General features: G+C 72.8%; 12 protein-coding genes. 3 read left to right on the top strand and 9 right to left on the bottom strand.

From position 1 onward, the window contains the following. Nucleotides 1-37 precede the first annotated feature (37 nt). Both V2J85_RS14020 and V2J85_RS14015 read right to left on the bottom strand, forming a co-directional pair. Nucleotides 38-1,042: a PhoH family protein gene (locus tag V2J85_RS14020; protein WP_261951543.1), complete on the bottom strand. Its 1,005-nt coding sequence runs from the start codon at nt 1,040-1,042 to the stop codon at nt 38-40. A gap of 165 nt (nt 1,043-1,207) precedes the next feature. Beyond that, the gene (locus V2J85_RS14015; protein ID WP_261957129.1) at nt 1,208-2,308 is read right to left on the bottom strand and encodes a carbohydrate kinase family protein; all 1,101 of its coding nucleotides are present in this window, start codon (nt 2,306-2,308) and stop codon (nt 1,208-1,210) included. A gap of 111 nt (nt 2,309-2,419) precedes the next feature. Between V2J85_RS14015 and V2J85_RS14010 the strand changes: the two genes are divergently transcribed. Next, nucleotides 2,420-3,757 carry a family 4 glycosyl hydrolase gene (locus V2J85_RS14010; RefSeq protein WP_330821744.1) on the top strand — a complete coding sequence of 446 codons (1,338 nt, stop codon included), beginning with the start codon at nt 2,420-2,422 and terminating at the stop codon, nt 3,755-3,757. Nucleotides 3,758-4,036: 279 nt separating this feature from the next. Here the strand turns inward: V2J85_RS14010 and V2J85_RS14005 are convergent, their stop codons facing one another. The 3 genes from V2J85_RS14005 to V2J85_RS13995 all read right to left on the bottom strand — a co-directional run bounded on the left by V2J85_RS14005 (nt 4,037) and on the right by V2J85_RS13995 (nt 7,230). Then, complete coding sequence (locus V2J85_RS14005; RefSeq protein WP_261951541.1) at nt 4,037-4,666, bottom strand: MBL fold metallo-hydrolase; 630 nt, start codon at nt 4,664-4,666, stop codon at nt 4,037-4,039. Then, nucleotides 4,666-5,751: an S-(hydroxymethyl)mycothiol dehydrogenase gene (locus tag V2J85_RS14000; protein WP_261951540.1), complete on the bottom strand. Its 1,086-nt coding sequence runs from the start codon at nt 5,749-5,751 to the stop codon at nt 4,666-4,668. Before V2J85_RS14000 ends, V2J85_RS14005 begins: the two co-directional genes overlap by 1 nt. 171 nt (nt 5,752-5,922) lie before the next feature. After that, nucleotides 5,923-7,230, bottom strand: a complete 1,308-nt coding sequence (locus V2J85_RS13995; protein ID WP_261951539.1) for an enolase C-terminal domain-like protein — start codon at nt 7,228-7,230, stop codon at nt 5,923-5,925. Between the two features lie 306 nt (nt 7,231-7,536). Between V2J85_RS13995 and V2J85_RS13990 the strand changes: the two genes are divergently transcribed. Beyond that, complete coding sequence (locus V2J85_RS13990; RefSeq protein WP_330821743.1) at nt 7,537-8,367, top strand: HAD family acid phosphatase; 831 nt, start codon at nt 7,537-7,539, stop codon at nt 8,365-8,367. 64 nt (nt 8,368-8,431) lie between these two features. Here V2J85_RS13990 and V2J85_RS13985 read toward each other — a convergent pair whose 3' ends face one another. Continuing rightward, nucleotides 8,432-9,337, bottom strand: coding sequence for a ribonuclease Z (locus V2J85_RS13985; RefSeq protein WP_330821742.1), 906 nt, complete (start codon nt 9,335-9,337; stop codon nt 8,432-8,434). Nucleotides 9,338-9,343: 6 nt separating this feature from the next. Further along, on the bottom strand, nt 9,344-9,703 hold the full coding sequence (locus V2J85_RS13980; RefSeq protein WP_261951536.1) for a histidine triad nucleotide-binding protein: 360 nt from the start codon (nt 9,701-9,703) through the stop codon (nt 9,344-9,346). A 151-nt stretch (nt 9,704-9,854) separates the two neighbouring features. Here V2J85_RS13980 and V2J85_RS13975 point away from each other — a divergent pair, with 151 nt between their 5' ends. Further along, the gene (locus V2J85_RS13975; protein ID WP_261951535.1) at nt 9,855-10,286 is read left to right on the top strand and encodes an OsmC family protein; all 432 of its coding nucleotides are present in this window, start codon (nt 9,855-9,857) and stop codon (nt 10,284-10,286) included. Between the two features lie 144 nt (nt 10,287-10,430). On the opposite strand, the gene V2J85_RS13970 is transcribed toward V2J85_RS13975, so the two are convergent. Both V2J85_RS13970 and V2J85_RS13965 read right to left on the bottom strand, forming a co-directional pair. Further along, nucleotides 10,431-11,174, bottom strand: a complete 744-nt coding sequence (locus V2J85_RS13970) for a 16S rRNA (uracil(1498)-N(3))-methyltransferase (RefSeq protein WP_261951534.1) — start codon at nt 11,172-11,174, stop codon at nt 10,431-10,433. Further along, a complete protein-coding gene (locus V2J85_RS13965; protein ID WP_330821741.1) occupies nt 11,171-12,307 on the bottom strand; it encodes a nitronate monooxygenase in 1,137 nt (378 codons plus the stop codon). Before V2J85_RS13965 ends, V2J85_RS13970 begins: the two co-directional genes overlap by 4 nt. Nucleotides 12,308-12,349 lie beyond the last annotated feature (42 nt).

Genomic DNA, 12,349 nt, shown 5'->3' with positions numbered 1-12,349 from the left:
GTTGCGTCTCGCTTCTCGTTCGCGCGGTGCGTCCGGCTCACTGGCCGTTGCGGCTGTCGTACTTCTCGTAGGCGTCGACGATACGGCCGACGAGCTTGTGCCGGACCACATCCTGGCTGGTGAGCAGGGAGAAGTGCACGTCGTCGACGCCTTCCAGGATTTCCCTGACCTGGCGCAGACCGCTCTTGGTGCCGCCGGGGAGGTCGACCTGGGTGACGTCGCCGGTGACGACGATCTTCGACTCGAACCCGAGGCGGGTGAGGAACATCTTCATCTGCTCGGGGTTCGTGTTCTGCGCCTCGTCGAGGATGATGAACGCGTCGTTCAGCGTCCGGCCGCGCATGTACGCCAGCGGCGCGACCTCGATCGTGCCCGCGGCCATCAGGCGCGGGATGGAGTCGGGGTCGAGCATGTCGTGCAGCGCGTCGTAGAGCGGGCGCAGATACGGGTCGATCTTCTCGTAGAGGGTGCCGGGCAGGAAGCCCAGCCGCTCGCCGGCCTCGACCGCGGGGCGGGTCAGGATGATGCGGTTGACCTGCTTGGCCTGGAGCGCCTGGACGGCCTTGGCCATCGCCAGATACGTCTTGCCGGTACCGGCCGGGCCGATGCCGAAGACGACGGTGTGCTTGTCGATGGCGTCGACGTAGCGCTTCTGGTTGAGGGTCTTGGGACGGATCGTCCGCCCGCGGTTGGAGAGGATGTTCTGGGTGAGCACCTCGGCGGGCGTCTCGCTCACCGCGCCCTCGCCGTTCTCCGCCGCGCGCAGCATGGCGATCGAGCGTTCCACCGCGTCCTCCGTCATCGGTTGCCCGGTGCGGAGCACCAGCATCATCTCGTCGAAAAGGCGCTGGACGAGGGCCACTTCCCGGGCGTCGCCCACCGCGCTGACTTCGTTGCCCCGGACGTGGATGTCGGTCGCCGGGAAGGCTTTTTCGATCACTCGCAGGAGCGAGTCTCCGGACCCCAGGACCGTCACCATCGGGTGCTTGGCCGGGACGGTGAACTGGGCGCTCGCCTGCGGTTCCATGGGTGTCTGCGTCATAGGGCGGCTCGGTGGCCTGCTCAACCCCCATCCTTTGCTCATGAAGACGTGCCGAGGAGGTGCCTGGCGGCACGGCCTCCTTGCGATACAAGAGTACGACGGGGCACCGACAGGCCCGAGAGTTTTTCCTGGCGGCCGGCCTGAGCTGGGGTTTCGGCGCGGGGCTCAGGCCGGGCGGCGGAAGCCGATCGTGGGGACCGCGCGGGCCAGCGGCGCCGGACGGTAGGCCGCGGGCAGCACCTCGTCGAGGAAGGCGTACTGCCGGCGCAGCGCACCCGGGGCACCCGCCTCGCACAGCCGCACCTGCTGCCACCAGGCGGCGATCTCCGCCCAGCCCGGCGCGGACAGCGACCCGCCGAACTCCTGCACGGACAGCGCGGCGCTCAGGCCCGCGAACGCCAGCCGGTCGGTGAGCGGCCAGTCGGCCAGGGTGCCGGTGACGAAGCCCGCCACGAAGACGTCGCCGGCGCCGGTCGGGTCCAGCGCCTCCACCGCGATCGCCGGCACCTCGGCGGTCTCGCCGGTCCGCCCGTCCACCGCGTACGCGCCCTCCGAACCCAGCGTGACGACGGCCAGCGGCACCCGGTCGGCCAGCTTGCGGGCGGCCGCACGCGGGCAGGTCGTGCGGGTGTAGCGCATCGCCTCCTCGGCGTTGGGCAGGAACGCCTCGCAGTGTTCGAGGTCGGCGAGGTCGGCCGGGTCCCAGCGGCCGCTGTCGTCCCAGCCGACGTCCGCGAAGATCCGGCTGCCGCGGCCGGCCGCGCACTCCAGCCAGGGCTCCCGCCGGCCGGGCACGAGCGAGGCGACGCAGGCCCGGGACGGCGGCGGGCAGCCCGGTGCGTGCCGGCCGTCGAAGGTGAAGTCCGGGGGCGGTGCCTGATGGCCGTGCGAGACCATCGTGCGCTCGCCCTCGTACGCCATGGAGACGGTGACCGGGGAGTGCCAGCCGGGGACCGTGCGTGACAGCGACAGGTCGATGCCCTCGCCCTCTTCGAGCGCCTCCCAGCAGTACTCGCCGTACTTGTCGTCACCGAAGGCCGCGGCCAGGGAGGTGCGCAGGCCGAGCCGGGCCAGGGCGGTGGCCATGTTGGCGACGCCACCGGGGCTGGAGCCCATGCCGCGGGCCCAGGATTCGGTGCCGCGGACCGGGGCGGAGTCCAGGCCGGTGAAGATGATGTCGAGGAAGACCGTGCCGGTGAGGTAGACGTCGGTGCGCGGATCGCCGTCCGCCCGTACGCCGGCCAGCGGGTCGAGGCCCGGTGGCATCTCGGCCGGGCCCGTGGGCGGATGGACATCACGTCGGCTGGTCACCGTGCACGCCCCTCTCGTATCGGCACGTGCCGCCAGTGTGCCTGATGCTGCGGTACGTTCCGCCCCATGAGGCTCACGATTCTCGGCGGTGGCGGCTTCCGGGTGCCGCTGGTCTACCGCGCGCTCCTGGCCGACCCGGCGGACTCCGTCTCCGAGGTGGTGCTGCACGACACCGACACCCGGCGGGTGGCGGTCATCGCGGAGGTGTTGACACGGCTTGCCGAGGGGCATCCGGCGCCGGTGCCGGTCCGGGTCGCGCAGAGCCTGGACGAGGCGCTGGCCGGGGCGGACTTCGTGTTCTCGGCGATCCGGGTGGGCGGCACGGCCGGCCGGATACGCGACGAACGCATCCCGCTGGCCGAGGGCGTGCTGGGCCAGGAGACGGTGGGCGCGGGCGGGGTCCTGTACGGCCTGCGGACGATCCCGGTGGCGCTGCACATCGCCGAGCGGGTCGCCCAGCTCGCGCCGGCGGCCTGGGTCATCAACTTCACCAACCCCGCCGGCATGGTGACCAAGGCGATGTCCCAGGTGCTCGGCGACCGCGTCATCGGGATCTGCGACTCCCCCGTCGGGCTGGTGCGCCGGGCCGCGCGGGCGGCGGGACTGGACCCGGCGGCCTTCGAGAGCGGCCGGGTCGGCTACGACTACGTCGGCCTCAACCACCTCGGCTGGCTGCGGTCGTTGACGTTCGAGGGCACCGACCTGCTGCCGCGCCTGCTGGGCGACGACGCCGCGCTGGCCTCCTTCGAGGAGGGCCGGCTGTTCGGCGCGGAATGGCTGCAGACCCTGGGCGTGCTCCCGAACGAGTACCTGCACTACTACTACTTCCGCCGCGAGACCCTCGACTCCCTCCGGGACACCCCGGAGACCCGCGGCGAGTTCCTCGACCAGCAGCAGGGCGGCTTCTTCGAGCGGGCTGCGGCGGCCGGCGGCCCGGACGCGGTGTACGCGCTGTGGGAGCGGACGCGGCTGGAGCGCGAGGAGACGTACATGGCGCACAGCCGGGAGGCCAGCGGCGGCTGGGAGCGCGACAGCCACGACCTGGAGGGCGGCGGCTACGACCGGGTGGCGCTGGCGCTGATGCACGCCATCGTGCGGGACAGCGGCACCCGGCTGATCCTGAACGTCCGCAACGGCACGACGGTGCCGCAGCTGGCGCCGGACGCGATCGTGGAGACGGTGTGCGAGGTGACCGCGCACGGCGCCCGGCCGCTGCCCTGCGGCCCGCTGCGCGAGGACCAGTTGGGGCTGATGCTCCAGGTCAAGGCGGTCGAACGGGCGGCGGTGGTGGCCGCCACCCGCAAGGACCGCGGCGCGGCCCTGCGCGCCCTGGCCCTGCACCCCCTGGTGGACTCCCCCGCGGTGGCCGCCCGCATCCTGGAGCGGGCGGCCAAGGAGGGCTGAGGACAGCCACGGACCGGTCCTTCGGCCCCGGAGCACCCGCCGCCCCGGAACCCGGAACCCGGACCCCGGAACCCGGGACCCGGAATACCTTCCGCCCCGGGAGGACCCGGAATACTCTCCGCCCCGGGACCCGGAATACCCCTCGCCCCCGCCGCGTTGTGGCCCCGCAGGGGGCGCTCGTGTCCCCTACGGGATCTGTTCGCCCGAGCCCTACGGGATGCGTGCGCCCGGACCCCCCGTGGCTGGCTCAGCGACCCGCCGCCTCAGCGACCCGCCGCCTCAGTGCCCCCGCTTGAGCCACTCGTCCAGGTGCGGTGCCTCCGCCCCGATCGTGGTGGGGTCGCCGTGCCCGGTGCGTACGACCGTCTCCGGTGGCAGGGTCAGCAGCCGGTCCCGGATCGACGCGACGATCGTCGGGAAGTCCGAGAAGGACCGGCCAGTTGCGCCCGGGCCGCCCTGGAAAAGGGTGTCGCCGGTGAAGACGGTGCCCAGGTCGGGGGCGTGGAGGCAGACCGCCCCGGGTGCGTGACCGGGGGTGTGCAGCACGGTCAGGTCCGTACCGGCGATGGTCAGGACCTGGCCGTCGGCCAGGTCCGCGTCCGGGACCGTACCGGGATGGGTCATCTTCCACAGCGGCAGGTCGGCCGGGTGCAGATGGATCCGGGCGCCGGTGCGGGCGGCCAGCGCCGGGGCGGCGTCGATGTGGTCGTTGTGCGCGTGGGTGCAGATGATCGCGCGCAGCGTCCGGCCGGCCAGCGCCTCGAAGATGGCGTCGGCGTCGTGCGCGGCGTCGATGACGATCGCCTCGTCGTCGTTCCCGACGATCCACACGTTGTTGTCGACGTCCCAGGTGCCGCCGTCGAGCGAGAACGTCCCCGAGGTGACGAGGTGGTCGATCCGCGCCGCCATCAGAGCGTCACCACCGAACGCAGCACGTCGCCGGCGTGCATCCGGTCGAAGGCCCGCTCGACGTCGTCGATGCCGATGGTCTCGGTGACGAACGCGGAGAGGTCGATCCGGCCCTGCTGGTGCAGGTCGATCAGCATCGGGAAGTCGCGGGACGGCAGGCAGTCGCCGTACCAGGAGGACTTCAGCGCGCCGCCGCGGCCGAACACGTCCAGGAGCGGCAGTTCCAGGGTCATGTCCGGGGTGGGCACGCCCACCAGGACGACCGTGCCGGCCAGATCGCGGGCGTAGAAGGCCTGTTTGTACGTCTCGGGGCGGCCGACCGCCTCGATGACGACGTCCGCGCCGAAGCCGCCGGTCAGTTCGCGGATCGCCTCGACGGGGTCGGTGGTACGGGAGTTGACGGTGTGGGTGGCGCCCATGGTGCGCGCGATGTCCAGCTTGCGGTCGTCGATGTCGACGGCGATGATCCGGGCCGCGCCGGCCAGCCGGGCGCCGGCCACGGCCGCGTCACCGACCCCGCCGCAGCCGATGACCGCGACCGAGTCGCCGCGGGTGACCCCGCCGGTGTTGATCGCGGCGCCGATGCCGGCCATCACCCCGCAGCCCAGCAGGCCGGCCACCGCGGGCGACACCTCCGGGTCGACCTTGGTGCACTGCCCCGCGGCGACCAGCGTCTTGTCGGCGAAGGCGCCGATGCCGAGCGCCGGCGTCAGCTCCGTGCCGTCCTTCAGCGTCATCTTCTGGCGGGCGTTGTGGGTGTCGAAGCAGTATTGGGGGCGGCCGCGCAGACAGGCCCGGCACTGGCCGCACACCGCACGCCAGTTGAGGATGACGAAGTCCCCCGGCGCGACGTCCGTGACCCCGGCGCCGACCGACTCCACGACGCCGGACGCCTCGTGGCCGAGCAGGAACGGGAACTCGTCGTTGATGCCGCCCTGCTTGTAGTGCAGATCGGTGTGGCACACCCCGCACGCCTGGATCTTCACCACGGCCTCGCCGGGACCCGGGTCCGGCACCAGGATCGTCTCCAGCCGGACCGGTTCGTTCTTCCCCGGCGCGATCACGCCGCGCACTTCCTGTGCCATCGGAACAGCCCCTTTCAAAGATCGCTACGGGACCACTGTGGCGTGCTGCCACTGAGCCGTGCCTCACCGTACGCGTGCCGGGCGACCGCGCACAGGACCACGGCCGGGTTCATGATCCCCGGCGGGCGGCGACCGGGTACGGCCGCCGGTCCGGCCCGCCGGCGGCCACGGTCACCAGCGCGGGACGGCCGGGACGGTCCAGTCCGGGTCGGCGCAGCGCATGGCGGCGGCGTCGTCGCGGTCGCGCAGGCCGCCGTCGTCGGCCAGCCAGCGGCGGTGCAGCGCGGCGAGCCGGTCCCGGTCGAGGGTGACGCCGAGGCCGGGGGCGTCGCCGACGTCGACCTGACCGTCGCGGATCGCGATCCGCTCGGTGAGGACGTCCTCGGCCTGCCACGGGTAGTGGGTGTCGCAGGCATGGTGGAGGTTCGGCACGGTCGCCGCCACCTGGGTCATCGCGGCCAGGCTGATGCCCAGGTGGGTGTTGGAGTGCATGGACAGGCCGACGCCGAAGGTCCGGCAGACGGCGGCCAGTTCGCGGGTGGCGCGCAGCCCGCCCCAGTAGTGGTGGTCGCAGAGCACCACCTGGACGGCGCGGCGGCGGAACGCCTCGGCGATCTCGTCGAAGGTCGTCACGCACATGTTGGTGGCCAGCGGTACGCGGGTGCCGGCCGCCACCTCCGCCATCCGCGCGGTCCCGCCGGCCGGGTCCTCCAGGTACTCCAGGACGTCCGCCAGCTCGTCCGCGACCCGCAGCGAAGTGGCCGTGCTCCAGGCGCCGTTGGGGTCGAGCCGCAGCGGCCGGCCGGGGAACGCGGCGGCCAGCGCGCGGATCGCGGCGACCTCCCGCGCGGGCTCGAAGACGCCGCCCTTGAGCTTGAAGGAGGTGAAGCCGTAGGTGTCCGCGAACCGGCGGGCCTGGGCCACCACCCCGGCCGGGTCGAGTGCCGCGCCCCAGTCGTCCCGTTCGCCGCGGCCGCCGGGGTGTTCGGCCCACCGGTGGAAGAGGTACGCGCCGTATTCCACGCGGTCCCGGAGCTTGCCGCCGAGCAGGGCGTGGACCGGCAGTCCGGCGGCCCTCCCCCAGGCGTCCAGGCAGGCGACCTCGAAGCCGGAGAGGACCGACAGGCGCAGCTTCTCGGCGGTCCGGACGCCGCGCAGCCCGCCGGCGTGCACCGCGTCGCCGCCGGTGGCGTCCGGTGAGTCCCCGCACACCTCGGCGGCGAGCGCGGGCAGTCCGTTCAGGTCCGTGACCCGCCGGCCGATCAGCGCCGCGGCCAGCGGCCGGGCCAGGTCGAGATAGCCGGTGTCCCCGTAGGTCTCGCCGAGCCCGGTGACCCCGCCCTCGGTGACCAGCTCGATGATCAGCCGCGGGGTGTACGGCTGGTGTACGCCCTGGGTGTTGAGCAGCGGGGGGTCGGCCACCAGGATCGGGGTGAGCCGGATCTCGGCGATGGCGAGGGGGTGCGGGGCGTCGGTCATCCGGGGCTCCTACGGGGTACGACCGGCCCGCGGCCGGAATCGGTGGCACGGTCGGTGACGGGGCCGGTGGCATGGTCGTGACGGGGCCGGTGCCGCGGTCGGCAGCGACATGCTATTCACACATATAAACAGCATCCACACATGCAGGTGGAGGCTACGGAGACCCCTGCGGGCCGTCAATACCCCACCCCTTGCGGGAATTTCCCACCAAGGGTTGAATCTCCGCGCGTAGACCAAGGAATGAGGGGTCGTCAGCCCCTCGGAGTCCTGGGACCCACCACCCCGTTTCTCCAAGAGGAGCCGCGCATGCCCCGTCCCGACCGCTTCCGCTCCGGTCGCCTCCGCCCCGTCCTGTCGCGCCGCGCCCGCCTCGGTGCCGCGACGGTCGCCGCCCTCGTCGCCGGCACCGCCGTCTTCGGCGTCGGCCAGGCCACCGCCGAGCACTCCGTCCCGCGGACCGACAAGGAGATCCCCAACCTCACGCAGGTCCAGGACAAGATCAAGGCGTACTACGGCGACACGGTCACGGCCGACGGCGAGCACTACGCCTCCCCGCACAGCAACTACGCCCGCCAGGTCCGCGGCATCGAGGCCAAGGCCCGCACCTACCTGGACAAGGCGCTCGCCCGCCAGGCCCTGGCCGGCAAGAAGGCCAAGCCCGCCATCGTCCTCGACATGGACGACACCACCCTGCTCACGTACAACTACGAGCTCCAGGTCGGCTTCGCCTTCACCCCGCAGAGCCAGGACAAGTACCTGGAGCACACCGACATGGACCCGGTCTTCGGCATGAACCGGCTGGTCGACCGGGCCCGCGACAAGGGCGCCGAGGTCTTCTTCATCACCGGCCGCAAGGAGGCCCAGCGCGACTGGAGCGTGCGCAACCTCAAGAACGTGGGCTACGACGTGCCGCTGGACCGGACGCACGTCTACCTCAAGGACAAGGAGCACCCGCCCGCCTACCTGCCCTGCGGCAGCGCCTGCACGACCGTCGAGTACAAGTCCGGCACCCGCAAGCACATCGAGTCCCTGGGCTACGACATCGTCGCCAACTTCGGCGACCAGTACAGCGATCTGCAGGGCGGCTACGCCAACCGCACGTTCAAGCTGCCGAACCCGATGTACTACCTGCCGTAACGGCACAGGCTCGTCGTGACGGCCGACGTCGAATACCGTCACGACGGGCCCGTGGAGCCCGTGCTCAGCGTCGCTTGGGCACGGGCACCCGCATGAGGTCCTTGGCGATGGTCAGCTCACCGTCGTAGCCCGCGGCGCGGGCCTGCCGCGCGAACTCCGCGGGGTCGTCGTAACGCTGCGAGAAGTGCGTCAGCACCAGATGCCGCACCCCGGCCCGCACCGCCACCGCGCCGGCCTGGCCGGCCGTCAAGTGACCGTGATCGGCGGCCAGTTGGGCATCATCGTCCAGGAACGTGGACTCGATGGCGAGCATGTCCACGCCCTCCGCGAGCGCCTCGACGCCCTCGCACATCCGGGTGTCCATCACGAACGCGAACCGCTGGCCGGGGCGGCGCTCGCTCACCTCGTCCAGGGTGACGCCGTTCAGCTCGCCCTCCCGCTGGAGGCGCCCGACGTCCGGCCCGGTGATGCCGTGCTCCGCCAGCCGCTCCGGCAGCATCCGGCGCGCATCCGGCTCCACGAGCCGGTAGCCGTACGACTCGACCGGGTGCGACAGCCGCCGCGCCTCCAGGACGTACGCGGCGCAGCGGTCCAGCTCCCCGTCGGCCGCGACCGGCCGCTCGACCAGCCGGACGGTCTCGCGGTAGGCGGTCGCGTAGCGCAGCCGCTCGAAGAAGTGCTGGCCACTGGCCGGGAAGTGGGCGGTGACCGGGTGGGGCACCCGGTCGAGGTTGATCCGCTGGATCACCCCGGCGAGCCCGAGCGAGTGGTCGCCGTGGAAGTGGGTGATGCAGATCCGGTTGAGGTCGTGGGCCGCGACCCCGGCGCGCAGCATCTGGCGCTGCGTCCCCTCGCCGGGGTCGAAGAGCAGCCCCTGGCCGTCCCACCGCAGCAGATAGCCGTTGTGGTTGCGGTGCCGGGTGGGGACCTGGCTGGCGGTACCGAGGACGACCAGTTCACGTACGGACATGGCTGGTTACCCGGGGGGCCACTGGAGGCCGCGGCCGCCGAGGACGTGCAGATGGGCGTGGAAGACGGTCTGGCCCGCGCCGGAGCCGGTGTTGAAGACCACCCGGTAGCCGGTGTCCTCGACCCCGTCCCCGGCGGCGACCTCCCGGGCCTCGCGCATTATGTCGGCGACGACCTGCGGTTCGGCGGCGGCGAGGGCCGCGGCGTCCGGGTGGTGCACCTTGGGGATGATCAGGACGTGCGTCGGGGCCTGGGGGTTGATGTCGCGGAACGCGACGGTGGTCTCGGTCTCGCGGACGATGGTCGCCGGCACCTCCCCGGCCACGATCTTGCAGAACAGGCAATCGGCCTGCGGTTCTCCCGCCACCGTTGGCTCCTCCCAGCTCATCCCTCGTACGCACGGTGCGCACGGCCTCGGATGCTACCGGGCGAGCCGTGTGGGGCGTCGCAGCGACGGGGGGACCGGGATCACTAAGCTGTCCTTGATCGCTTTCGCCCACAACCGGGAGTTATGCACCATGGCAACCACGCGCACCGCCAAGACCCACTGGGAAGGCAACCTCCTGGAGGGCAAGGGCACCGTCGCCCTGGAGTCCTCCAAGGTCGGTACGTACGACGTGAACTGGCCCGCCCGCGCGGAGCAGCCGAACGGCGTGACCAGCCCCGAGGAGCTGATCGCGGCGGCCCACTCGTCCTGCTACTCCATGGCCTTCTCGCACGGCCTGGCCGGCAAGGGCTTCACCGTCGAGGCCCTGGACACCCAGGCCGACGTCACCTTCCAGCCCGGTGAGGGCATCACCGCGATCGCGCTGACCGTCAAGGCCCGGGTCCCCGGCCTGTCCGAGGCGGACTTCCAGGCCGCGGCCGAGGACGCCAAGAAGAACTGCCCGGTGAGCCAGGCGCTGGCCGGCGTCAAGAACATCACGCTGGCGGCCGAGCTGCTGAGCTGACGGGCGGCCGGCCGGCCGCCCGTGGCGGTCGGCCTTCGCTCGTGAACGGCGGTGCGCCGACGGGTCGTTGAGGCCGGTCGGCGCACCGTTGCGTGGAGGGGCGGCCGCGGTGCGGCGGGCTCGGATGCCGCGGTCGGGGCGGGCTCAGCCCCAGCGTCCGGTGCGGCCCAGCAGGAGGGCGGTGGCCGCGGTGCCGGCCGTGGAGGTGCGCAGGACGGTCCGGCCCAGGCGGTACGGCTTGGCGCCGGCCTCGGCGAAGAGGGCCAGCTCCTCCGGGGAGACGCCGCCCTCGGGCCCGACGACCAGCACGATCCGGCCGGTGGCCGGGAGCTCCGCGGTGGCGAGCGGGGCGCTGCCCTCCTCGTGGAGCACGGCCGCGAAGTCGGCGTCGGCGAGCAGGGCGGCCACCTGCTTGGTGGACAGCGGGTCCGCGACCTCCGGGAAGGTCAGCCGGCGGGACTGCTTGCCCGCCTCACGGGCCGTGGCCCGCCACTTGCCCAGCGCCTTGGCGGCCCGCTCGCCCTTCCACTGGGTGACGCAACGCGCCGCCGGCCAGGGCACGATGGCGTCCACCCCGGTCTCGGTCATGGTCTCGACGGCCAGTTCGCCCCGGTCGCCCTTGGGGAGCGCCTGGACGACCGTGATGGTCGGGTCCGGCGCCTCCTCGGTGCGCAGTTCGGCGACCGCGACGGTCAGCCGGTCCTTGCCCTCGGCGGCGGCCACCGTGCCGTGGGCGCCGGTCCCCTGACCGTCCGTCAGGACGACCTCCTCGCCGACCCGCAGCCGGCGCACCGACACCGCGTGCCGGCCCTCCGGCCCGTCGACGGTGACCGTGCCGCCCGCCCGTACGTGCGCGAGCGACTCGACGAGGAATACGGGCGCGGTCATGCGGCGCCCCCGGCGGCCGGTGCGTCACCGGGTCCCGTACGTCCGTCCCCGGATTCCGTGCTCCCCGTGAGGCCCAACCCGGCGCGGGCCGCGTCGAGTTCGGCCACGAGGACCTCCACCAGCCGGGCGGCCGGCAGCTCCCGGGCCAGCCGGTGCCCCTGACCGGCCCACAGGTTCAGGCCCTGCGCGTCGCCGGCCTTGGCCGCCGCCTTGCGGACCGTGGAGGTGAGGTAGTGGACGGCGGGGTAGGCGGCCGGTGCGTACGGGCCGTGCTCCCGCATGAAGCGGTTCACCAGGCCGCGGGCCGGCCGTCCGGAGAACGCCCGGGTCAGCTCCGTATGGGTGAAGAGGGGATTGGTCAGCGCCTGCTTGTGCAGCGGATTGGCGCCCGACTCCGGGGTGGCGAGGAAGGCGGTGCCGAGCTGCGCCATGGTCGCCCCGGCGGCCAGCACCGCCGCGATCTGCGCCCCGCGCATCAGCCCGCCCGCGGCGATCACCGGGATCTGCACGGCCTCCCGGACCTGTCCGAGCAGCGCCAGCAGGCCCAGCCCGGCGCCGGTCCCGTCGGCGTGCGGGTCGTCGCGGTGGGTGCCCTGGTGGCCGCCCGCCTCCACGCCCTGCACACAGACGGCGTCCGCGCCCGACCACTGCGCGGCCTGCGCCTCGGCCGCCGTGGTGGCCGTGACGATGGTGTACGTGCCGACCCTGGCGAAGGCGTCGAGGACCGCGCGGGAGGGGCAGCCGAAGGTGAACGACACCACCGGCACCGGGTCCTCGCGCAGGATCGCGAGCTTGGCCTCGTAGCCGTCGTCGGTGGGCTCGTCGGTGTCGCCGAGCTCGGTCTCGTACCACGTGGCCTCGCCGGCGAGCTGCTCGCGGTACGCCTCGACGGCGGAGTGATCGGCGAGCGACGGCTGCGGCATGAAGAGGTTGACGCCGAACGGCCGGTCGGTCAGCGACCGCAGCTGTTTGATCTCCTGGTACATGCCGTCGGCGGTTTTGTAGCCGGCGGCGAGGAAGCCGAGACCACCGGCGCCACAGACGGCGGCGGCGAGTTCGGGTCCGGAGCCGCCGCCCGCCATGGGGGCCTGCACGATCGGATAGCGGCAGAGATCGGTCAGTGCGCTGGGCATGACCACATCGTGTCACGGGATGTGGCGGCGCCCCGCATCAGG

This window comes from Streptomyces bugieae (assembly GCF_036352915.1).
Lineage (GTDB): Bacteria > Actinomycetota > Actinomycetes > Streptomycetales > Streptomycetaceae > Streptomyces > Streptomyces endophytica.
The sequence above is the reverse complement of the archived record's forward strand: the minus strand, read 5'-3'. Positions and strand labels throughout refer to the sequence as shown.

Coding starts and splice junctions, on each gene's coding strand:
- V2J85_RS14020 (WP_261951543.1), bottom strand. CDS start 1,042: ATGACGCAGACACCCATGGAACCGCAGGCGAGCGCCCAGTTCACCGTC.
- V2J85_RS14015 (WP_261957129.1), bottom strand. CDS start 2,308: ATGCCACCGGGCCTCGACCCGCTGGCCGGCGTACGGGCGGACGGCGAT.
- V2J85_RS14010 (WP_330821744.1), top strand. CDS start 2,420: ATGAGGCTCACGATTCTCGGCGGTGGCGGCTTCCGGGTGCCGCTGGTC.
- V2J85_RS14005 (WP_261951541.1), bottom strand. CDS start 4,666: ATGGCGGCGCGGATCGACCACCTCGTCACCTCGGGGACGTTCTCGCTC.
- V2J85_RS14000 (WP_261951540.1), bottom strand. CDS start 5,751: ATGGCACAGGAAGTGCGCGGCGTGATCGCGCCGGGGAAGAACGAACCG.
- V2J85_RS13995 (WP_261951539.1), bottom strand. CDS start 7,230: ATGACCGACGCCCCGCACCCCCTCGCCATCGCCGAGATCCGGCTCACC.
- V2J85_RS13990 (WP_330821743.1), top strand. CDS start 7,537: ATGCCCCGTCCCGACCGCTTCCGCTCCGGTCGCCTCCGCCCCGTCCTG.
- V2J85_RS13985 (WP_330821742.1), bottom strand. CDS start 9,337: ATGTCCGTACGTGAACTGGTCGTCCTCGGTACCGCCAGCCAGGTCCCC.
- V2J85_RS13975 (WP_261951535.1), top strand. CDS start 9,855: ATGGCAACCACGCGCACCGCCAAGACCCACTGGGAAGGCAACCTCCTG.
- V2J85_RS13970 (WP_261951534.1), bottom strand. CDS start 11,174: ATGACCGCGCCCGTATTCCTCGTCGAGTCGCTCGCGCACGTACGGGCG.
- V2J85_RS13965 (WP_330821741.1), bottom strand. CDS start 12,307: ATGCCCAGCGCACTGACCGATCTCTGCCGCTATCCGATCGTGCAGGCC.